At 30.9% G+C, this 20,558-nt stretch carries 23 protein-coding genes and 1 riboswitch; of the genes, 13 read left to right on the forward strand and 10 right to left on the reverse strand.

From position 1 onward, the window contains the following. Positions 1–368: 368 nt before the first annotated feature. Positions 369–1,232, forward strand: coding sequence for an aldose 1-epimerase family protein (locus tag KQH81_RS01750; protein WP_027638808.1), 864 nt, complete (start codon positions 369–371; stop codon positions 1,230–1,232). 76 nt (positions 1,233–1,308) lie between these two features. Here the strand turns inward: KQH81_RS01750 and KQH81_RS01755 are convergent, their stop codons facing one another. From KQH81_RS01755 to thiE, 5 genes are all read right to left on the reverse strand, one after another. Continuing rightward, a complete protein-coding gene (locus tag KQH81_RS01755) occupies positions 1,309–1,608 on the reverse strand; it encodes a thiamine-binding protein (RefSeq protein ID WP_027638807.1) in 300 nt (99 codons plus the stop codon). A gap of 1 nt (position 1,609) precedes the next feature. Further along, positions 1,610–2,263: an HAD family hydrolase gene (locus tag KQH81_RS01760; protein WP_027638806.1), complete on the reverse strand. Its 654-nt coding sequence runs from the start codon at positions 2,261–2,263 to the stop codon at positions 1,610–1,612. Next, positions 2,250–3,065: a hydroxyethylthiazole kinase gene (gene thiM, locus KQH81_RS01765; RefSeq protein ID WP_206153084.1), complete on the reverse strand. Its 816-nt coding sequence runs from the start codon at positions 3,063–3,065 to the stop codon at positions 2,250–2,252. Before thiM ends, KQH81_RS01760 begins: the two co-directional genes overlap by 14 nt. A 60-nt stretch (positions 3,066–3,125) precedes the next feature. Then, positions 3,126–3,635 (reverse strand): energy coupling factor transporter S component ThiW, encoded by a 510-nt coding sequence (gene thiW, locus KQH81_RS01770; protein ID WP_027638804.1) that lies wholly within the window; start codon positions 3,633–3,635, stop codon positions 3,126–3,128. A gap of 183 nt (positions 3,636–3,818) precedes the next feature. Beyond that, positions 3,819–4,433 carry a thiamine phosphate synthase gene (gene thiE, locus KQH81_RS01775; protein WP_027638803.1) on the reverse strand — a complete coding sequence of 205 codons (615 nt, stop codon included), beginning with the start codon at positions 4,431–4,433 and terminating at the stop codon, positions 3,819–3,821. A gap of 101 nt (positions 4,434–4,534) precedes the next feature. Then, positions 4,535–4,646, reverse strand: a riboswitch (TPP riboswitch). A gap of 234 nt (positions 4,647–4,880) precedes the next feature. Between thiE and KQH81_RS01780 the strand changes: the two genes are divergently transcribed. From KQH81_RS01780 to KQH81_RS01790, 3 genes are all read left to right on the forward strand, one after another. Then, positions 4,881–5,396: a sigma-70 family RNA polymerase sigma factor gene (locus KQH81_RS01780; protein WP_027638802.1), complete on the forward strand. Its 516-nt coding sequence runs from the start codon at positions 4,881–4,883 to the stop codon at positions 5,394–5,396. After that, on the forward strand, positions 5,396–6,478 hold the full coding sequence (locus KQH81_RS01785) for a DUF4179 domain-containing protein (protein ID WP_027638801.1): 1,083 nt from the start codon (positions 5,396–5,398) through the stop codon (positions 6,476–6,478). Before KQH81_RS01780 ends, KQH81_RS01785 begins: the two co-directional genes overlap by 1 nt. Positions 6,479–7,094: 616 nt before the next feature. Further along, complete coding sequence (locus tag KQH81_RS01790) at positions 7,095–7,514, forward strand: hypothetical protein (RefSeq protein ID WP_027638800.1); 420 nt, start codon at positions 7,095–7,097, stop codon at positions 7,512–7,514. Positions 7,515–7,608: 94 nt separating this feature from the next. On the opposite strand, the gene KQH81_RS01795 is transcribed toward KQH81_RS01790, so the two are convergent. From KQH81_RS01795 to KQH81_RS01805, 3 genes are all read right to left on the reverse strand, one after another. Beyond that, on the reverse strand, positions 7,609–8,499 hold the full coding sequence (locus KQH81_RS01795; RefSeq protein ID WP_074846285.1) for a DMT family transporter: 891 nt from the start codon (positions 8,497–8,499) through the stop codon (positions 7,609–7,611). Positions 8,500–8,599: 100 nt separating this feature from the next. Next, positions 8,600–9,697 (reverse strand): metallophosphoesterase, encoded by a 1,098-nt coding sequence (locus KQH81_RS01800; RefSeq protein WP_074846278.1) that lies wholly within the window; start codon positions 9,695–9,697, stop codon positions 8,600–8,602. A gap of 63 nt (positions 9,698–9,760) precedes the next feature. Further along, a complete protein-coding gene (locus tag KQH81_RS01805; RefSeq protein WP_074846277.1) occupies positions 9,761–10,657 on the reverse strand; it encodes a Gfo/Idh/MocA family protein in 897 nt (298 codons plus the stop codon). Between the two features lie 444 nt (positions 10,658–11,101). Between KQH81_RS01805 and glcT (KQH81_RS01810) the strand changes: the two genes are divergently transcribed. Together glcT (KQH81_RS01810) and KQH81_RS01815 are read left to right on the forward strand one after the other, a co-directional pair. Next, on the forward strand, positions 11,102–11,962 hold the full coding sequence (gene glcT, locus KQH81_RS01810; protein ID WP_027638796.1) for a glucose PTS transporter transcription antiterminator GlcT: 861 nt from the start codon (positions 11,102–11,104) through the stop codon (positions 11,960–11,962). A 102-nt stretch (positions 11,963–12,064) separates the two neighbouring features. Next, positions 12,065–13,474 (forward strand): PTS transporter subunit EIIC, encoded by a 1,410-nt coding sequence (locus tag KQH81_RS01815; RefSeq protein ID WP_027638795.1) that lies wholly within the window; start codon positions 12,065–12,067, stop codon positions 13,472–13,474. 232 nt (positions 13,475–13,706) lie between these two features. Here the strand turns inward: KQH81_RS01815 and KQH81_RS01820 are convergent, their stop codons facing one another. Then, on the reverse strand, positions 13,707–14,123 hold the full coding sequence (locus KQH81_RS01820) for a hypothetical protein (RefSeq protein WP_027638794.1): 417 nt from the start codon (positions 14,121–14,123) through the stop codon (positions 13,707–13,709). 167 nt (positions 14,124–14,290) lie between these two features. Between KQH81_RS01820 and glcT (KQH81_RS01825) the strand changes: the two genes are divergently transcribed. The 4 genes from glcT (KQH81_RS01825) to KQH81_RS01840 all read left to right on the forward strand — a co-directional run bounded on the left by glcT (KQH81_RS01825) (position 14,291) and on the right by KQH81_RS01840 (position 17,336). Beyond that, positions 14,291–15,133: a glucose PTS transporter transcription antiterminator GlcT gene (gene glcT / locus KQH81_RS01825; protein ID WP_027638793.1), complete on the forward strand. Its 843-nt coding sequence runs from the start codon at positions 14,291–14,293 to the stop codon at positions 15,131–15,133. 112 nt (positions 15,134–15,245) lie between these two features. Next, the gene (bilQ, locus tag KQH81_RS01830; RefSeq protein ID WP_027638792.1) at positions 15,246–15,680 is read left to right on the forward strand and encodes a bilirubin utilization transcriptional regulator BilQ; all 435 of its coding nucleotides are present in this window, start codon (positions 15,246–15,248) and stop codon (positions 15,678–15,680) included. Continuing rightward, complete coding sequence (bilS, locus tag KQH81_RS01835) at positions 15,665–16,162, forward strand: flavodoxin family protein BilS (protein WP_027638791.1); 498 nt, start codon at positions 15,665–15,667, stop codon at positions 16,160–16,162. The genes bilQ and bilS overlap by 16 nt, the downstream gene beginning before the upstream one ends. Positions 16,163–16,319: 157 nt before the next feature. Next, positions 16,320–17,336, forward strand: a complete 1,017-nt coding sequence (locus KQH81_RS01840; RefSeq protein WP_099335447.1) for an alpha-hydroxy-acid oxidizing protein — start codon at positions 16,320–16,322, stop codon at positions 17,334–17,336. A gap of 175 nt (positions 17,337–17,511) precedes the next feature. Here the strand turns inward: KQH81_RS01840 and KQH81_RS01845 are convergent, their stop codons facing one another. Continuing rightward, complete coding sequence (locus tag KQH81_RS01845; protein WP_027638789.1) at positions 17,512–17,991, reverse strand: PTS sugar transporter subunit IIA; 480 nt, start codon at positions 17,989–17,991, stop codon at positions 17,512–17,514. Positions 17,992–18,408: 417 nt separating this feature from the next. Here KQH81_RS01845 and KQH81_RS01850 point away from each other — a divergent pair, with 417 nt between their 5' ends. Genes KQH81_RS01850 through KQH81_RS01860 form a run of 3 tightly spaced genes read left to right on the forward strand, consistent with a single transcriptional unit; the run spans position 18,409 to position 20,497 of the window. After that, positions 18,409–18,879 (forward strand): hypothetical protein, encoded by a 471-nt coding sequence (locus KQH81_RS01850; protein WP_027638788.1) that lies wholly within the window; start codon positions 18,409–18,411, stop codon positions 18,877–18,879. A 42-nt stretch (positions 18,880–18,921) separates the two neighbouring features. After that, positions 18,922–19,656 (forward strand): hypothetical protein, encoded by a 735-nt coding sequence (locus tag KQH81_RS01855; protein WP_027638787.1) that lies wholly within the window; start codon positions 18,922–18,924, stop codon positions 19,654–19,656. Beyond that, positions 19,643–20,497, forward strand: a complete 855-nt coding sequence (locus KQH81_RS01860) for a hypothetical protein (protein ID WP_074846262.1) — start codon at positions 19,643–19,645, stop codon at positions 20,495–20,497. Before KQH81_RS01855 ends, KQH81_RS01860 begins: the two co-directional genes overlap by 14 nt. Positions 20,498–20,558: the final 61 nt, after the last annotated feature.

Consider the following 20,558-nt stretch of genomic DNA (forward strand, 5'->3'; position numbering starts at 1 on the left):
AAATTTGAATTTTAAGATAGTATATATTAACCTAAAAAGCAGAGTCGTTAGCGTAAAATATAGAAAACCTAACTACAAAAGGTTAAATTGTTATCAAGACCTCATATAGTTGTGTGAATTTACTTGAAAATTAGTATTTAAAATCTATAGGTTTATATAGAAAGATATGAGTTTAATTGTCATATAATATAATTAGATTTTTTATGTAAATATAATAAAGCTTGGCAACTCTAAATTTTAATAATATATGGGTCAATTAGAAATTGGTGTGTTAAAGAATTAATAATTTACTAAGAAAAGAGTTTAATTTTAACTTATATGATGTATAATAATTACACAGGATAGAGTACAGAAAGGACAGGTTTTGTATGATAGCAATAGAAAATGATAGAATTAGAGTGGCCATAAGCGAAAAAGGAGCTGAGGTTAAAAAAGTATACGATAAGAAGAAAGGGTTCCAATTCATGTGGAACGGAGATAGACGTTACTGGGGAAGAGTATCACCAATATTATTTCCGATAGTAGGAAAGTTAAAAGATGATACTTATACTTTAGATGGAAAAGAGTATAAATTAACTCAACATGGTTTTTTAAGAGATCAGGAATTTATTGTAGATAGACAGACAGACACTATGGTACATTTGATGTTTGCTTCAGATGGAAGGTTTAGAGACGTTTATCCATATGAATTTGAAGTTCATGTAATATATGAGGTTACAGACAATATGCTTGATATAAACTGGCAGGTTGTAAATTTAGAGGAGAAAGACATGTACTTCTCTATTGGAGGTCATCCAGCATTTAAAGTTCCGATGGCAGAAGGTGAAACCATAAAAGATTATTATCTAGAGATTCAACCTTCAGATAAGGAAGTTGAAAGAATTGAATTAACTGGAGAAGTTAAGAAAGAAGAAAACTTAGAAAAATTACCTTTAAATGCAGAGCTATTTGAAAAGGATGCTGTTATATTCAGCAATGTAGATGGAATAGCGATTAAGAGTAATACAAATTCTCATGAAATAAGATTAGACTTTAAGGATTTCCCATACGTAGGAATATGGACTAAGTATATGTCAGAAGACAAAACTGTAGCTCCATTTGTATGTATAGAACCATGGTATGGAATTTCAGATTTATTTTATACTGATGGGGATTTAAAAAACAAAGTTGGAATAAATAAGATAGATCCTCAAGATGTATTTGATTGTGCTTATAGTATAGAATTTATTTAATATTACAATTTAGGAATGTAGCATATTTTTATGAAATCTGCTACATTCCTTTTTGTTTTGTAAAACCATTAGAATATTACTTATTATATTTTCCTATTTTATCATCGATTGAAAGTATCTCACCTTCTGATTTACAAACAACCTTAATATAGGCAGATACTTTATTGCAGCCGTTTTTTAAAGCTACAAGCTGACAGTTCTTTACGATTTCCATAAGTTCATTATAGTCTTCGCCTTCTATAGTTGTTTCAAAAGGTCCAACATAATAATTAAGGCCTGTACTTGCGATGTAGTCAATAACTTCATCAACTATTCTTATTAGTTCATCATTGTTATGTACATCGGGTAAAACCTGTATTGCTACACTTGCTTTCATATTATTTTCTCCTATCTATTTCATTTTTGAATGACTCTATATATTCATCACAAACGGATGTAATTTTTTCAAGGCTTTCACTACAGGAGGAATCATATACTCCTATAGTGTAGAAACCAGCTTTCTTTGAAGTTTCTATGGCATAGAGTGCATCTTCAAACACTACAGTTTCAGCTTTTGAGGCTTTTATACGTTTTAATGCTAAATAGTATATGTCAGGCTGACTTTTTCCAACACCTGTTTCATCACAGCTTATGATTTCTGAAAAATATTGAAGTATATGGTTGCGTTTTAAAGCACTTATAGCTAAATCCTTAGAGGTAGCTGTAGCTATACACATGCTGATATCTTGTGAGTGTAAGTTTTCTAAGTACTCTTTCACATAGGGCTTGCATGGAATTTCATAGAGATACTGATTTTCTATGAAAGAGTTTATTTCATTAATTACTGTATCTACAGTTCCTTCAATATTGTAATGGTCAATGAAGTATTTTGATGATTCCTTCATTGACATAGAACGTATTATATCTATTAAATTATCTTGAGGAATTTTGCCTTTGCTCAATAAATAATCACGACCTAGATTATGCCAATAGGGCATAGAATCTAAAAGTGTACCATCCATATCAAATATAGCGAATTTAAAATTCCTCATAGCGTCCTCTCTCTTTTAATGTTTCTTCATCCATAAGGCTGATTTGGTCTATCATGTGCATTTTAAAAGTCATAGTTCCACCATTACACTTAAGAGTTTTTTCATAAGCCAAATCTCCGCTTACACCCATTGTGATGACTGCCGCAGCCGTAGCGTCAAGTATATTTTCAGGATTGGCTCCACAGAAAGCTCCTATCATTGAAGTAAGCATACATCCTGTTCCTGTAATTCTAGACATAATAGCACAACCATTTTTAATAAGATAAGCTTTATCTTTAGAAGCAACTATGTCTATTTCGCCTGATATTGATATAACGCAGTCTAGCTTTTCGGCTAGTTTTTTAGCCATATCAGCAAAGTACGGTGCTGATTTCTCCGATATTCTATCTTCTTTTGCTGCATCAACACCAGATACACTACCAACACCAGTAGCTATAAATTTGATTTCAGAAGCATTTCCACGGATTACAGAAAAATGCATATTCTTTTGTAATTCATCAAAGGCATTTTTTCTAAAAGAGGAAGCTCCTACTGCCACAGGATCAAGAACAATAGGATGAGACAGTTCATTACTTTTCTTTCCGGCATTAATCATAGCATCTAGATTATCGACAGTTCCCATATTTAAAACTAGACTGCTACAACCACTTGTTATCTCAGCTGTTTCTTTTTCATTATGAGCCATAGTAGGGGAACCACCACAAGCTAAAACTACATTAGCGCAATCATTTACGGTTACAAAGTTAGTAATACAATGTACAAGAGGTTCTTTTATTCTTACATTGTTTAAACAGTTTTTCATAATATCTTCACCTTCTCAATAAATTTATTTGATATAACTTTAAATTTTAATGGTTTTTGATTACTGATTTACAAGCATTCCATTTACTATATGCCATACTTTAGCTCTTTTTAGTACCTTTATAAGTGCAAATCCAAGGCATGATCCCATAAGTGATGATGGCAGATATGAAGGTATGAATATCCAAAATGGTGTACTTGGATTTAATCCATAAAATTGGACCATAAAAGGGTAGACTAAAAGTGCACTAAGAATACCAGTTCCGATTACTTCTCCAACAACGGCCATATAAGTCTTTTTTGTTAGCTTATATGCAAGCCCTGCAAGAAAAGCACCAACAATTGCCCCTATAAGTGCTTGTATACTTCTTCCACCAAGGAGCATTCTCATTATGCCAGTTAAAAAAGCACTGGCAAAGCCTCCTACTGGTCCAAGTAGTACCCCAGCAATTACATTCATCATGTGCTGAAAAGGAGCCATCCTTGGAAAATATACAAAGGTACTAAGCACATAGCTTATACATGATAAAAGGGCTATAAAAATTAGTTTTTTAGTTTTTTGATTCTTCATAAATTTATTCCTCTTTTCTTAGTAATGATGTTTGAAAGTTAAGTGCAATAAAAAAGGCACAAAAAGAAGATGTACCCGCGGTGGTGCACCCCTTTTTATGCCTAGGTATTCTAAATTCTATGAATTAAATTACTGACCTAACTAACATAAAAGTTACGTAATACGTATTTAGTTTTTTAATAATTATTCAGTATAGATTTTCTTAAGATTCCTTGCAGCTGCTTCTATGTCTGGCTTTGCGATTATGGCTGAAATAATGGCTAGTCCATCTATTCCGGTCCCTTTGAATTGAGCCGCATTTTTTTCATTAATTCCGCCTATAGCAACTATAGGGATTTTAACAGATTTTCGTATTTCAGCTAAGCTTTCCATTGTTACGGAACGTGCATTATCTTTTGTTGAAGTAGGAAACATTGCTCCAACTCCAATATAATCAGCACCATCATTCTGTGCTTTTACAGCTTCATCTACTGTTGCTGTAGATACACCGATAATTTTATCATCTCCAAGGATTTTTCGTACCACATCTGCTGGAAAGTCAGATTGTCCAATATGAACTCCTGCTGCATCAACTGCTAATGCTACATCGACTCTATCATTGATTATAAGAGGGATGTTGTAGCTATCAGTTATTGCTTTTACACGGACTGCTGTGTTGTAAAAGTCTAGCGAAGAACAATCCTTTTCTCTTAATTGTACAAGAGTAACTCCGCCTTTGATAGATTTTTCCACAGCTTCTTCAATAGTATTAGTACTCATCAGGTCTCTGTCTGTACATAAGTACAATGTATAATCCATATCTGCTCCTTATCTGCTGCAATGTTGCAACGTTGAATAAAGGCTTCAACAATAGTTGCATAAAATAATAAAAGTGCATTGTCTTAAGACAGCGCACTTTAAAAATCTTATTTTACGCTCCCTACGACAGTTTTAACTGACAGGTTATAAGGGTCAGGTTTCACCTTCTCAACTCCAGAACTTCTTAGTTCCTTAGTTCCCCTGCGAAGCTTTTATTAAATTTTAAATTTAAATCTGCTAATAATCATGATTTATAGCTATGAAATCATTGTACCATGTGAGAATTAAACATACAAGATAAAGATTATATTATGAGATATTATTTTTTTGTGATAAATTAAAACTTAAGTGAAACTTTTTTGTGGTTGTGTAAGTCTAACCTATGTAATGATGAGCTCATTAAAAATTTTTCATTACTAGTAAAAAGATTAAGGGTGTGAACACTAAATGGACAATATTTTAGAGGTGAAGAGAGCGATAAAAGGAGATAAGGAAGCTTTCTCTAATCTTATAAAAAACAACAAAGAATACTTATACAAAATAGCTTTTATGCATGTGAAAAATGAAGATGATGCATTAGAGGTAGTTCATGAAACGGTTTATAAGGCGTTCATTTCAATAAGAAGGCTTAAGAAACCAGAATACTTTAGGACTTGGCTTACAAGAATGCTTATAAATGCAGCAATAGATAATATAAAGAAGAGAAAAAATCAGATAGCTATAGAAGATATTGAGATTTGTGAAAAATATATTTTAGAAATAAACAGAGATATATCTTTAGATTTACGTAAGGAGCTAGACAAGCTTAAAGATGATTATAAAAGTGTAATCACCATGAAATATCTGCATGATATGAAGATAAGCGATATTGCGAAGGCTACCAATAAATCTGAAAATACGGTAAAGACCAACTTAAGGCGTGGACTTAAGATTTTAAAAACCAGATTAGGAGATGATTATTAATGAGCAATAATATAAAGATTCCTGAAATGCTTGATTCAGTTATAGAAGATGCAATGAGTAAAGGAGAACAGTATAAGAAAAGAGAGAAGCATGAAAGAAGTAAAAGGAGAATTATTGCAGCGGCTTCGCTATGTGCATTAATAACGTTGGGATTTACCAATGAAGCTTTTGCAGAAAAGTTGCCTTTTATAGGAAATGTATTCAACGAAATAAAATATTCTATTGTAGATAAAGGTGAGTATACAAAATATGCTCAAGGAATAAACGTAGAGAGTACCTATGGTGACGTATCAATAAAGGTGGATGAAGCAGTTTGTACAAATGATAATTTATTTGTAAGTATTATTATAAAAGATAAGAAAGGCTTTAGTAAAAAAGGTAATGATATAACTGAATATATGAACCATGCTCAAATGAATTTTGAAGATATAACGAGAGTAGATTTCAAAGATTATTACAATGATGAGTTTACAGATATTTATAGCAAAATATCTGTAGGCAAAAAATATAAAGATGGTTTTGAAGGACTCCATACATTTCAGGGCGCATTAGGAAACTTTGTAGATGAAAACACATTTATAGGAGTTATAAAATATGATTTGTACTCTCTAAATGAAGAGGTGCCAAATACTTTCAAAGTTAAGCTGGATATTAAAAACTTGGCCTATGGATATAGAAAAGGTGAAAATGATGAAGGTAGAACAAAAATTAATGGTCAATGGAATTTAGAGTTTGAAGTTGAAAAAGCGGAATCAGATAATTTTAGAGTATTAAAGCCAAATATAAAATCTAAAGACATAAATATTGAAGAGATATCACTAACACCATTTGGCACTACAGTAAAAATAGAGGTTCCAAAAGAGCTTAAAAATAGTTTTTATAAGCCATTAATTGAAGACGATTCTGGAAGGGAAATAGGATTTCAATCAGGACATATATCAAAAGAAACAGAGGAAACAGCAACTATAATTTACGAATGTAATGCTATAAGAAAAGAATCAGAATATATAAAGATAAAGCTTCCAGATAAAAATAATGAAAATATAATAAATGATGAAGTGACAATTAATCTAAAAAATTGAAATTTATTTTGGCAAATAAATTGACAATAATGTCTAAAAAATTGTGTTTCAAGTGAAGCACAATTTTTTTATATAAAGATAAACCTTTTAATTATAATAGGTTTAATTTATGAAACATAAAAATTAAAAAATTGGCATGAGATATGCTTAATATATAAATGAAAAGTAAATACTATATAGTATAAACAGTTTAAGCTAATCTTAAGAAGGATTAGAAGATATAGAAAAGAAGTATTACTTTAAAATAAACACCAATCCTAAAATTAAAACGCTATTATCGAAAACCTATATATAAATTAAGTCTACAAAGCTTTAATTAGCTGGAAACACCGTTTTTTATCTTTGAGGTAGAAGGCGGTGTTTTCAGGTTTCATATAAATATTAAGAGTATAGAAATAATTTTTAAAACAGTTTATAAATGAAAAAATATGGATATTATATAAGGGGTAAAGGCATAAAATAATATGAACCCATAAAATACAAAAAAAGTAATGAATAAGTAGTATTGAAAATTATATTTTAAGTTTTATGAATCTACATTGACATTAATAAAATTTTAATTTAGTGTATATAATATATAATTAGAGAATAAAGATAAAGTATGGAGGATATAGATATGTTTTTAAATGAGCTAAATGAGAAACAAGCAGTAGCATTTATTAACTTAGTTACTGAATTTGCGCTGTCGGATCATGATATCGGCAAAGAAGAAGAGTCGCTTATGGAAAAATTTTGTGAGGAAATGAACCTTTCAGAAGAAGTTATAGTTGAGATGGATGAAGATGAGGCTTACAAAGTAATTGAAGGTAGTTCTGACAGAATAACAAACATAATGTATTTTGAACTTTTAAGAATAGGACTTGTTGATGATGATTATGATTTTAAGGAAGTAGATTTCATAGAAAAGTTTGGAGACAAGATGGGAATACCAAGATCAAAAAGAATGGCAATCGTAAATTATTTTTATAGATTTCCCGACACTGAACCAAAGAATGCGGAAGAAGCTAGAAAAGAGGCAGAAGAACTTTTAAAGTAAACTTATAATTAAGAGAACAGAAAGTTTCTAAAGATATTATTGATTTGCATTATAAAATTATATATAAAAAAGTGAGACTAGTCAAAAGACAGTCTCACTTTTGTTGTTTTCCTTCATTTACATCGAGTTTTTTATTGTACAAAAACATATAAAAGGATGCTGCAAATATTATTCCATATCCGATGAAACTATACTTATCAGGGAACACATCAAATACTATGATGCTTATTATCGCTGAAAAGATTATATTTGTGTAATCAAATATAGATACCTCTTTTGGAGGAGCATATTTATAAGCTAGTGTGACTCCAAACTGTCCCATACTTGCAAATACTCCTGATAATAAAAGGTATAGCATTTGCTTTATTGTCATGGGTTCATATGTCATAAACATAAAAGGAAGAATGGATACTACAGAGAATAGAGAAAAGTAAAATACTATAGTATAAGACTGTTCTCGACCGCCTAGAGCTCTAAGGCAGGTATAGGCTACAGCAGCACATAAACCTCCCAAAACTCCAACTAATCCAGGAAGCATATCAAAGCTAAAACTTGGCTTTATTATAAACAATGCACCAACAAAAGCTGTAAGTATAGTTAGCATTTGTTTTTGATTTATATTTTCTTTCAGAAATAGAGAACAAAATATTATAACAAAGAATGGATTTAGCTTATTTAGCATATTTGCATCAGATAGAACTAGTCTATCTATAGCATAAAAATTGCATAAAACCCCTACGGTTCCAAATACGGAACGAAGGAGAAGAAGTTTTTGGTTTTCCATTTTACCAAAGAAGCTCTCCTTGTGTTTTATAATAAGGGCTAAAGCAATGGCTAAAGATACTGAATTTCTAAAAACCGTCTTTTGAAAAGCTGGAAGGTCTCCAGACAATTTAACAAAGGTAGACATCATAGCAAATCCAAAAGCTGAAAATATCATAAAGGCTATACCTTTACTTCTATTACTTATATTGTTGAAACTAATTTTAAACACCTCCTCGTCTGTTGAATAAAATTTTATGTCATGAAAGAGCATTTATAATACGGTAATAATATGATTAAATAAAGTTAACTTCTAAAATCAATTAATTAGTCAAACAGATCATGACTATCTCTGAACGACTTCCAATTCTTAGGGGTGGACCCCAAGTTCCATAACCGGAAGATACTACTACGTTAGTATTATCAAACTTTTTAAGGCCATAGTCAATATCGAAAATACTGCGAGTAACTAAGTTACATGGAAATAGCTGACCTCTGTGAGTGTGACCGGATACCTGAAGATCTATGCCATTAGTCGAAGATTCATCTATGTCATTTGGAACATGATTTATAAGTATCGAAAGTTTATCTTTATTAAGTGTGTCGGTTATACAATTTAAAGGTTTGTTATTTCCACCATATTTAAGAATAGCTTTATCATCTTCTCCTATTATATAAAATTCATCATTTATAAGTGCAGCCTCATCGCGAAGTACATGAACTCCATTTTCTCTTAAAATTTCAGCAATCTCATCGCTTCGTCCTGTGTAAAAATCATGATTGCCAAAAGCAAAGAAGGTACCATATTTGCTTTTTAAATATTTTAGCTGAGACAACATATCATCTTGAAGCACTGGTTCCAGATTACTATCTATTAAATCTCCAGCTATTATTACAGCATCTGCATCTAAAGCATTTATCTTATCTATCATTGTTTTAAGCCTAGAATTACCTATAATTTCTCCGAGATGCACATCTGAAACTAAAGCTATCTTAAGCTTACCATTTTTCAGTGGTTTTTCAGTTGTGATATCATAATATTTTACATAAGGAGAAAAACCAAAATATGTTCCGATAATTAATAGTATGGCTATGAATAAAAGACTTATGCCGTAGAAGTCAAAGTTAGTATTCTTAAAAATTCTATGTAGCAGCGAAGCTACTGGAAATAAAATTATCATATAAAGAAGAGCTGCCATATAGTAATATCCTATTAATGATAAAATTTTAGAGAAACCAGAAGGAATAAATCTTCCTGTCAATTCTCCTAGTACAAAGGATAAAGCTATAAAAGAAAATACAGTCCAATAAACTTTTATGTTAGGACTTCTAAACTTGCACAGGCTTTTTAAAATTCTTATTCCTACAAAAAAGCTTATTAAGATATAGGCGGCTATTATGAAAATACCTAAAAGAAACATAAAAAATCTCCTCTATAACCAAATTGCAAGTATTAAATGCTGGACTAAGCAGCTAATTAAGAACTAAAGTTTTTTAATAATATCTTCGCAAAGTCTATGAGTTTTTATAGAATCATCAAGTAAATCATAGGATGGAGTATTTTCTTTTACTCTTTTCAAAAAATCATCTATGATGTTTATAAAACCTCTTTTTGCAAGAGTATGATCCCAATCTCCAAATTTCTTTGTAAATATAGTTCTATTTTCAAAATAAGAGGTTTCACATAAATTTGATACTATAGCTTTCTTGCCAGAAGCCATGTATTCCATTGTCTCTTCACGAATACCATTATCTCTATTCATTATTCCTATAGCTGTGGTAAATTCATTAGAAAGTTTTATAACCACATTCTTTAATCCACATTCATCCTTTAGGCTATCCACAGTTAGGGTTTTATAATCATTTCCAATAAGAAATCTCAATGTATCAACTACATGAATGAAGTCATCAAAGACGAAAACTCTTGGAATTCCAGGAAGATTCACTCGGTTTTTTTCGATTATTATTATATGAGGCTTTCCTAAAGTTTTTAAATCAGCTACCATAGGTGCATAACGTCTATTAAAACCAGTCATAAGCATCTTGCCATTTTTCTTTGCTATATTACTAAGCTCTAAAGCTTCATCTAAAGAGTGGGAAATAGGCTTATCTACGTAAACATGAATCCCATTGTTCAAAAGTTTTTCACAAATTTTATAGTGAGATTCTGTAGAACTGTGGACAAATGCACAATCTATCCCCATTTCTATGAGTTCCTCCACAGAGGTAGTGAAATTTTGAATTCTATATTTTTTACTTATATCTAGAAGTACATCTTTATTTCTAGAACATAAAATTATTTCTATATCCTCCCTTGAAGTAATTATAGGGAGGTAAGCTTTCTTACATATACTGCCTACTCCAATGATCCCAACTTTCATAAATTCTCACCCCTTCAATATAAATATAATTAAATATTATCATAAAAAAGAAAAGTGCTAAATAGTTTGAAAAATAAGATAATATTGCTTATCGAGGAAGCGAAGAAGATAAATATATCAGTGGATGATATTGTAGAGATGATTCAAAGGGGGGAGTAGCTGTGGCTTTTATAGAAGTTTCAAATGTATCTAAGTTTTAATATTTTAATACAGGAATTAAAGATGGAGGTAAAAGATTAAGAAGATATTATTGAAAAGATAAAGATAATTGTATTTATAAAGCTATTATTATGTAATTTTAACTAAAAGTTCAGCAAAAGACTTTTCTAAATAGTGTATGACTTATATAATATAGTATAATAGAAATAATAAGTTTTAATCATGTTAAAATATTACAATTGCATAGTCATTATTATATAATAAGGCTAGAGGGGTGGTCTGAGTATGAGTTCGTGTAAAGCTGAATACTGGGAGGTAATTAAAGGCTTTAATAATAACATTTTATTAGTAAAGGACGATGAAGGAGAGAAGATTTTACTTGCCAAAGGTATAGGGTTTGGAAAAAATCCAGGAGAAAAGGTTGAAAAGACTGTAAAAGTAGATAAAGTCTTTGCTATGGAAAACATCCAAAATAAGAAGAACTTTAAGGATCTTATAAATCATGGTAACGAGAAAATTATCGGTATGTGCGAAGAAGTCATATACATGATAGAACAGGAGCTTGGAGAGGAACTTGATGAAAAGATTCATATATCATTAACTGACCATGTATCTTTTGCTATAAGGAGAATTCAAAATGGAGAGGAAATACAAAATCCATTTATAGTTGAAACTGAAACTCTATATAAACAAGAAATTGAAATAGCTCAAAAGGTTGCACATATAATAGAAGATACAATGGGGATAGAAATCCCTTATGGTGAGTGTGGTTTTATAGCTCTTCACATACATTCAGCGAGAAATAAAGGGAGATTATCGAATACGGTTAAGTTCACTTATGTTACAAATTCTATAATAGAATTTATAGAGGATGAACTAGACATATATGTAGATAGACAAAGCCTTGACTTTGCAAGATTTAGCACTCATATAAGATTTGCAATAGAAAGAATTTTAAATGAAACAACTATAAAGAATGAATTATTAAAGGTTATAAAAAAGACATATAAGGAATCATATAAATTAGCAAAGAAAGCATCAAGGATAATAGAAGATCAATTAGATGTAGATGTTCCAGATGATGAACTTGGATATTTAGCGATACACATTGAGAGATTTAAAGAAGCTGCTAAAGATGAAGCTTAAAAGCATATTGGAAATCTCAAGATGAAAATAGCAGCTGGAGAAGGGTAACAACTTTTCTGGCTTTTTTAAAGAACACATACTCAAAGGAAGGAGAAATTCTATATGGCAAGAAAGGATAGATTTCTAGGAGCATTACAGAAGATGGGAAAAGCTTTAATGACACCAATAGCAGTGTTACCAGCAGCGGGACTTCTAAATAGACTTGGAGCACCTGATGTGTGGAATATTCCTTGGATGATGCAGGCTGGCGGAGTTATATTTGAGAGTCTTCCATTAATATTTGCCATAGGAGTTTCTGTAGGAATAGCAGAAGAGAATAATGGAATTTCAGCTTTGGCAGCAACAGTTGGGTATATGATACTTACAAGAGTAGCGGTGAGCTTTGATACATCTATAAATATGGGAGTTTTAGGTGGAATATTAATAGGAGTAATGGCAGGTATTCTTTATAACAAGTATAAAGAAATAGAACTTCCGCAATTTTTAGGTTTCTTTGGAGGGAAAAGATTTGTTCCAATAATAACATCGATATTGGCTCTAGCCCTTGGATTGTTAGCTGGGTATGTATGGCCTACTATTCAAGAATGGTTGAACATTCTTGGAATAAGCATGGGGAAAGCTGGGGCTATAGGAGCATTTGGATTTGGAGTATTAAATAGACTTCTTATCCCGTTTGGACTTCATCATATATTAAATGCAGTATTTTGGATGGAGCTAGGGAACTTTGAAACCGCTTCTGGAATTATAGCAAAGGGAGATATAGCGAGATTTTTTGCACTAGATCCTACCGCTGGAACATATATGACGGGATTCTTTCCTATAATGATGTTTGCCCTTCCAGCAGCGTGTTTAGCCATGATAACTACAGCTAAAAGAAGAAAGAGAAAAGCTGTAACAGGAATGCTTATAGGGATAGCATTTACATCATTTTTAACAGGAATAACAGAACCTATAGAATTTTTATTCATGTTTTTAGCTCCGGGATTATATTTAATTCATGCATTATTAACAGGAGTTTCTCTTGCACTAACTACAGCTTTAGGAATAAGAATGGGATTTAATTTTTCTGCTGGAGCTATAGATTATGGATTAAGCTTTGGAATATCTTCGAAACCTCTTTGGATTCTTCCAATAGGATTGGTATTTGGAGTATTATATTATGTGATTTTTGTATTTTGCATAAAGAAATTTAATATTCCTACGCCAGGAAGAATTAATGAAGATGAAAATAGACATGAAGAACCATCATTTAGAGAAACCGTATCTGGACTCTCTACAAAGGCAAAGGATATTATAAATGCAATAGGTGGAAAGAAAAATGTAGAGGCTGTAGATGCATGTATAACAAGAGTAAGACTGTCTATAAAAGATGATTCAAAGGTGAATGATGAAAAACTAAGGAAACTAGGAATCACTGCTATAATGAGGATGGGAGAAGGAAATCTTCAAATCGTTGTAGGAACTATAGCAGATCCTCTTGTAACTCAGATGAAAAAGATTTTAAAAAAATAAAAAGTTGCATAGAATAGATAAGAGTGAAGAGCTGTTGTTATACGAAACTGTATTTAAAACAGCCTTCACAAGAAAATACTATCATGGAAAAATTCATCACAATAGTATTTTCTATTGTGATGAAAATTAGCAATCTATAAATTAAAATGATGTTCTTAATCTAATAACTGAATTTAAAGATACTATAAAATAACTATTCACTAATTAACTCTTATCTAGCAGCGTATGGATGCTATTCATATATGGCTGTTTTTACACTTATTTCAAAGTTATCATCATTATTGCTTGGAACTATTGACAGATTGATTGTGGCTTTGGTTTTATCAGAAAAATCCTTTAACAATAACACATCTTTAGTTTTATTTTTCTCGTCAATATAGTAAAATTTCATTGAGTTAGTATCGAATTTTGATATGGAATTCATATGTAATTTTTTTGTGGACTTTTTATTGATAGAAGGTATGTCAAGTTTTTCTTCAGATACACTATACTTTATATAAGAATTATTAAAATTAATAGAAGTTTGATTATCAATTATTATGGTAAAATTATTTTTTGGATACACGATAGATATTATAATAATAAATAAAGCTGAAATTAAAACTAATAATGTTATAATAAGTTTCGTATTCCTTTTGGAATTTTTCATGAGACCACTCCTAACTTTAATATAAAAAAGATTATATCATATAATTACTCAAAAGTCATTTTTTGGATATTAGCTTGAAATTGAGAAAAGTTGGTGGTTGAAATTAGACTATTAGATATTTTATCATATATAAAAGCTACAATTACTAAGAAAAGGGTTGATAAACAATGGAACATTCAGACCAGCATCAAATAGAAGTACTTAAAGTATTTAATAATAATGTTTTATTAGTACAAGATGGAAGTGCAGAAAAGATTCTATTTTCTAAAGGCATAGGTTTTGGAAAAAAAACAGGCCATATTATAGATAAAGATGTGGAAGTAGAGAAAATATTTATAATTGAAAACAAAGAAAATAAAAAGAATTTTAATGAACTTATAAGTTATGCCGATAGTGGTGTAGTAGGTATGTGTGAAGAAATTATTTTTATGATAGAGAGAGAATTAGGCGAAGAATTAGACGAAAAAATTCATATATCTTTGACAGACCATATAGCTTTTGCCTTAAAGAGAATTGAAGATAATGATACCATAGATAACCCATTTTTAGTAGAAACACAGACTTTATATAAACTTGAATTTATAATTGCTCGAAAGGCTAAAAAGATTATAGAAGATACTATGAAGATACATATACCAGAAGGTGAAGTTGGATTTATAGCCCTTCATATACACTCAGCCAGAAACAATGGAAAGTTATCAAACACTTTAAGATTCACTACTGTTGTAAATGAGGTAATTGAGTTTGTTGAGAGAAATTCCAATATAACTATAAATAGAGAAAGCATAGATTTTGCAAGATTTACAACTCATGTAAGGTTTGCAATAGAAAGAATTCTTAATGGGGAAGAGATTGAGAATGATCTTTTATCTACTATAAAGAGAAAATATGCTGAATCCTATAAACTAGCAAAGAGAGCATCTAATATACTAGAAGAAGAGTTGGATCTTAAAATTTCTGAAGATGAGGTTGGATATTTAGCTATCCATATAGAAAGACTAAAAAAATAAAAAATTTTAAATAATCCTCAATGTTTGGTGAGGATTATTTTTTTAGAGATTAATTGACAAAGTCAGATAAAAAGAATATTATTGACTTGGTCAGGTAAATGGAGGTAGTAAAATGAAAAAAACATTGGCTTTTTTTACAACATTTTTGTATAAGGATTTTTCAAAATTCTGCAATGAAAAGCTACAGAAAATAGGGTTATCAAGAGGGCTTCTCTATTTTGTTATATATATTGGAAGGCATCCTAAATGCTCTCCTGGAAACTTATCTTCTGAACTACGATTTGATTCTGGGCATACAACTAGGGCTATTGAAAAGCTTGTTCAAAATGAATTTGTTTTGAGAGAAAAAAGTGAGAGTGATAAGAGAGCCTATATATTAAGCTTAACAGAAAAAGGTGAGGAAGCCCTCAAAGTTATTTACAGTTTGTTCAGTCAATGGGATGAAAAAGTGTTTTCTGGTATTGAAGAAGATGAGAGAACACAGCTAATCTCACTGATGGAGAAAATCATTCAAAAGAAGGGGGAAAACAAATGGAATATTCAATAGTTTATAGTAGTAATACTGGAAATACAGCTATGCTTGCAGAAGTTATTAGAGAGCAAGTTGGTAGTGAAAAATGCAAATACTTTGGTAGCGTTGATCCTAAAGGAAAAGATACAACTCTCATATTTGTAGGATTTTGGACTGACAAAGGAACCTGTGATGAAAAGATGGAGGAGTTTTTAAAGTCTTTGAGAGATAAAAAAGTATTTATTTTTGGAACAGCAGGCTTTGGTGGTAGCGAGGAGTACTATAGCAGAATATTGAAATCAGTAGAAAAAAATTTGGATGTCTCCAATAATATTGTAGGAACTTATATGTGTCAAGGAAAGATGCCTGTGTCAATTCGCAATAGATACGAAAAAATGATGAATGAAACAGATGATATTAAGTTTAAAAATTTAATAGACAATTTTGATCGTGCAGCATCTCATCCAAATGAAGATGATTTTAAAGAAATTAGAGATATGGTTAAGTCTCTTGTATAGATATATATGTTTAAGTAAAGGCTTAAGAATCAAGGGATTTAGAGTCTCCAGAGAAGGCACTTTCATTGACAAAAAAAGACTTTTGGAATATAATCGCACTATAAATATAGGTAGTAAAATTTTACTTAAATGAGGGGATATTGGAGGAGATAAGGGTATGAATTACAAAGATGTTTTAGATAATGCAAAAGGAAGCTTAGGTAGTTATTGCAAAGCATGTCCTGAGTGCAATGGTAAAGCGTGTAAGAATCAAATGCCAGGACCAGGATCAAAGGGTATAGGTGATACTGCTACACGTAATTATGAAAAATGGAAAGAGATTCGAGTTAATATGGATACTCTTACTGAGAATGGTCCAGTTGATACTACGTTTGAATTATTTGGAAAAACATTCGATTATCCATTTTTTGCAGGTCCGGTTGGAGCTGTAAATTTACACTATGGTGACAAATATGATGATGTTCAATATAATAATATCTTAGTTTCAGCTTGTGCAAAAGCTGGAATTGCAGCCTTTACTGGTGATGGTACAAATCCAGAGGTTATGAAAGCAGCTACAAAGGCTATAAAAAAATCCAACGGAATGGGAGTCCCAACGGTAAAACCATGGAATGCAGAAACAATTAGCGAAAAGATGGAGCTTGTCCGTGAAAGCGGAGCTTTTGCAGTAGCTATGGATATAGATGCAGCAGGACTTCCGTTTTTAAAGAATCTTACTCCCCCAGCAGGCAGTAAATCAGTAGAAGAATTGAGGGATATAATAAAATCTTCAGGGCTCCCTTTTATAGTAAAAGGAATCATGACTGTAAAAGGAGCTTTAAAAGCTAAAGAAGCAGGTGCTGATGCTATAGTTGTATCAAATCATGGAGGACGTGTATTAGATCAATGTCCAGCTACAGCAGAAGTTCTTCCAGAGATAGTTAAAGCAGTAGGTAAACAAATGAAAATACTTGTAGATGGAGGAATACGTTGTGGTACTGATATTTTCAAGGCATTAGCTTTAGGAGCTGATGGAGTAATAATTTCAAGACCTTTTGTAACAGCAGTATATGGAGGAGCTGAAGAAGGTGTTGAAGTTTATACAAAGAAACTTGGAGATGAATTAAAGGATACTATGGCAATGTGCGGTGCTCATAGTTTAAATGATATAACAGAAGACATGGTTAGGATTTAAGTTAAGAGTTTTGTGAATTTATATAAGTTTAATTAGCATTTTGAAAATAAGAATTTCTGCGATAACAGAGTAGAAATAACCGTTACTCTTCACTTTTATATTCTAATTTTTCACTAAAAAAGCATAGTAAACAGGATGACCTGTAAACTATGCTTTTTATTATGCATTTATGAAATTACTTTTTGTAAGAGATAACTGCGTCTTTTCCAGCAGTAACGTTGTTTCCAACTAATCCATTCATCTCTTTTAGGATGTCAGGGTTTGTAACAAGGACTGGAGTTACAGTTTTGTATCCTTTTTCTTCGAATAATTTTCTGTTTATTTTAACTATAGGAGTACCAGCTTTAACTGTTTCTCCTTCAGTTGCTAATCTTTCGAATCCTTCTCCGTTAAGTTCTACAGTATCTAATCCTATATGAACTAGTATTTCTAATCCATTTTCTAAAGTCATAGCAAAAGCATGATTTGTTTTAAATATTAAAGTTATTGATCCATCAGCAGGTGCAACAACTAAATCATCAGATGGCTCTATTGCTACTCCATCTCCAGCCATTTTTTGTGAGAAAACTTCATCAGGAACTTGAGATAATTCTATAACTTTACCTGAAACTGGTGCTACTAATTCACTATTTTTCTTTTTTAAAAATCCAAACATAAATATACTTCCTTTCATCAGTATGTCGTTATTACGTAAACAGGCATAAGTTTATTAATAAAACTTATGCCTGTTTAAACAGTTACATGTTTATTATGATTATATTACTAGGAAAATTCAATGTCAACGGAATAATTATGAAAAAGTTATTAATTAGAAATAATTTAGAGAAAATCGATTGCAACCATTGAAAATATGGAGTTTTTCCTAATAGATGAGCTATAAAAAGCACTAAAATTAGTTGCAAAAAATAAAATTTAAGCAGATATTAATGAAATTATACTGAAAAAACTTATAAAAATTATCATAAACCACTTTATTGTGGTAAAAAATATTAAAAGCTATTATTCCAAAAGATGTAAAAAAAGTATATTATATATATATATAAGGAATGTACTTCGTATTGGAGGGATAAATATGAAAGACATCATAAAAATGAGATTAATAGCAGCGTTTTTAGTTGGATTTTTATGTTTTTTAGTTTTGGGGAATCGTACAGTAAAAATTCCATGGGTTGCGCCATATTTAACCTGTGAAGTCAATGGAGAAAAAATTAAGGCATTTAAAAATGAGCATATGTGGTCATTTACGGGAAATTCGAATCTTGGAATTAGAATAGAGAAGGCAGCAGAAAAGCTAGAAGGACATAAAATAAATGCAGGAAGCAGCGTGAAAATAAAATTGTCATCAGATAAAGGACTTAAAGATTTTAAAGTAAAGCAATTTGTTATTGATGATAATGCAGTAAGAAGCAATATAGATGTGCTATTAAAAGATAACACTATAACGATAGCAGAGAAACCGGGAGAGTATATTTATAGTTTTATTGCAGGATGGAATGAAACTCATTGGGTAGAATATATTATTAAATTTGTTGTTGAAGACTAAAGTTGTTAAATATGGTGTTATAATTCTGTTAGAGGTGATGAAATGAATCATAAGAAAATAGTAATTGCAATTTTGACTATAGCATTAGGATTAGGAGCATATTATGGTTCTAAGGGAATAGTAAACAAAGTAAATGAAAATTATACTGAAACAAATCCTTTAAAAGAGGAGAAGAAAAAAGATACCAGTGAAAACTATGTGGATACAACAACTGATATAGATAGAATGATATCTAGGGCTATTGATGGAGAACATCCAGTAACCTTAAATGTAAAGACGGAAGAAAATTATGTAATACGGGATGGATCACTCTATATAACTATGGACAAGGGAAAATCTTGGCTTAAGGTTCCTGATGATAAGGATGCAGGATATGCAAAAATAAGTGGCTATTTAGATGAAATAGAAGTAAGCAATGTATATACTTCAAACAATAAGACAGCCATTATTTATGGAGGAAAAGGTTCTGAGAATATAAGCATAATAACTACTGAAAGTGAGTATAATGGTGAAGCGTGGAGCGTAGGAACTATATCTAAAACTGCTAACCATAACTTGAACAGAACATATGAGAGAATGTATATAGATTTTGTTGATGACGAGAAAACTGGATACATAGCAACTATAGAAAAAACAGTTGATGGCAAAGGAAGAGTAAGGGCATATAGAAGTGTAAATACAGGGGTAACATGGGATCCTGTAGATAGAGAAGATAATCTTTATAAAGATATATTAAATCACTTCAAATTAGGGGGATTAATAGATGATAAAAAGTAAAAAAATTAAAACATTGTTAGGAATTCTTATAGTTTTAGCTGTACTATTTGAAGTTTTTTCCCTAATTGTAGCACCTAAAAGGCAATATTATTTGATCTATGACTGGATGATTTATGTAACAAACTATCTTATAATAATAGTTTTATTTTCAATAATTTGGAATGAAAAATTCAGAGGAATAAAAGCAGCAGTAATAGCAGCTCTGATTATCGCCAATTCAACTTTAATGTATTTTGTTGGAGGAGTTAATCTTATAGTGTCAAAGTCTCCAGATAAAAGTCATGAGGTTATATTGAAAGAGTACAAAAATATGAGATTTGAAACTGTAAATTTGAAAAGAAGAGCGATGATATTCGGGAAGAAAGTAGAAACGCTTATTGGCAGTTCAAATTACAAATCAATAGAAAAAAACACCTACAAGATTCAGTGGCTTAATAATGATAGTGCTCTTTTTATTTATGATATGGATGGAAAAAACAACTTAAAGAATACTATGTTTACATTAGGTGATAGAGGATATATAAATTACTATTATGTAATGGCGAGTATTCAAGGAAAATGGATAGATAAAGATGATGATAAAAGCTATTTTTTAAACCGTGAAAAAGATGTAGCTTATGCTGATGGAGGAAGTCTTAGATATTATAATAATAGTAAAGAAGAGCAATTTGGGTTAAGTTCAGTTATAATACCAGGAGATAGTATGAATTCTACCCTTGCTATATCTATAGATCCAAGTTGTGAGCTTGATGAAAATTATCAGGTTGTAAGGGGCGGAAGTATATCTATAGTAGAGGTAACATTAAAAGAAGCAAAAGTAAAGACGTTCTTCAAAGAGTAGTACAAGATAATAAAGAGTGCTAACCATGAGATTTAAACTCTCATGGCAGCACTCTTATTTT

Origin of the sequence: Clostridium cadaveris (genome assembly GCF_020911725.1) — a bacterium.
Taxonomy (GTDB): Bacteria; Bacillota; Clostridia; order Clostridiales; family Clostridiaceae; genus Clostridium_X; species Clostridium_X cadaveris.

Coding starts and splice junctions, on each gene's coding strand:
- KQH81_RS01750 (WP_027638808.1), top strand. CDS start 369: ATGATAGCAATAGAAAATGATAGAATTAGAGTGGCCATAAGCGAAAAA.
- KQH81_RS01755 (WP_027638807.1), bottom strand. CDS start 1,608: ATGAAAGCAAGTGTAGCAATACAGGTTTTACCCGATGTACATAACAAT.
- KQH81_RS01760 (WP_027638806.1), bottom strand. CDS start 2,263: ATGAGGAATTTTAAATTCGCTATATTTGATATGGATGGTACACTTTTA.
- thiM (WP_206153084.1), bottom strand. CDS start 3,065: ATGAAAAACTGTTTAAACAATGTAAGAATAAAAGAACCTCTTGTACAT.
- thiW (WP_027638804.1), bottom strand. CDS start 3,635: ATGAAGAATCAAAAAACTAAAAAACTAATTTTTATAGCCCTTTTATCA.
- thiE (WP_027638803.1), bottom strand. CDS start 4,433: ATGGATTATACATTGTACTTATGTACAGACAGAGACCTGATGAGTACT.
- KQH81_RS01780 (WP_027638802.1), top strand. CDS start 4,881: ATGGACAATATTTTAGAGGTGAAGAGAGCGATAAAAGGAGATAAGGAA.
- KQH81_RS01785 (WP_027638801.1), top strand. CDS start 5,396: ATGAGCAATAATATAAAGATTCCTGAAATGCTTGATTCAGTTATAGAA.
- KQH81_RS01790 (WP_027638800.1), top strand. CDS start 7,095: ATGTTTTTAAATGAGCTAAATGAGAAACAAGCAGTAGCATTTATTAAC.
- KQH81_RS01800 (WP_074846278.1), bottom strand. CDS start 9,697: ATGTTTCTTTTAGGTATTTTCATAATAGCCGCCTATATCTTAATAAGC.
- KQH81_RS01805 (WP_074846277.1), bottom strand. CDS start 10,657: ATGAAAGTTGGGATCATTGGAGTAGGCAGTATATGTAAGAAAGCTTAC.
- glcT (WP_027638796.1), top strand. CDS start 11,102: ATGAGTTCGTGTAAAGCTGAATACTGGGAGGTAATTAAAGGCTTTAAT.
- KQH81_RS01815 (WP_027638795.1), top strand. CDS start 12,065: ATGGCAAGAAAGGATAGATTTCTAGGAGCATTACAGAAGATGGGAAAA.
- KQH81_RS01820 (WP_027638794.1), bottom strand. CDS start 14,123: ATGAAAAATTCCAAAAGGAATACGAAACTTATTATAACATTATTAGTT.
- glcT (WP_027638793.1), top strand. CDS start 14,291: ATGGAACATTCAGACCAGCATCAAATAGAAGTACTTAAAGTATTTAAT.
- bilQ (WP_027638792.1), top strand. CDS start 15,246: ATGAAAAAAACATTGGCTTTTTTTACAACATTTTTGTATAAGGATTTT.
- bilS (WP_027638791.1), top strand. CDS start 15,665: ATGGAATATTCAATAGTTTATAGTAGTAATACTGGAAATACAGCTATG.
- KQH81_RS01840 (WP_099335447.1), top strand. CDS start 16,320: ATGAATTACAAAGATGTTTTAGATAATGCAAAAGGAAGCTTAGGTAGT.
- KQH81_RS01845 (WP_027638789.1), bottom strand. CDS start 17,991: ATGTTTGGATTTTTAAAAAAGAAAAATAGTGAATTAGTAGCACCAGTT.
- KQH81_RS01850 (WP_027638788.1), top strand. CDS start 18,409: ATGAAAGACATCATAAAAATGAGATTAATAGCAGCGTTTTTAGTTGGA.
- KQH81_RS01855 (WP_027638787.1), top strand. CDS start 18,922: ATGAATCATAAGAAAATAGTAATTGCAATTTTGACTATAGCATTAGGA.
- KQH81_RS01860 (WP_074846262.1), top strand. CDS start 19,643: ATGATAAAAAGTAAAAAAATTAAAACATTGTTAGGAATTCTTATAGTT.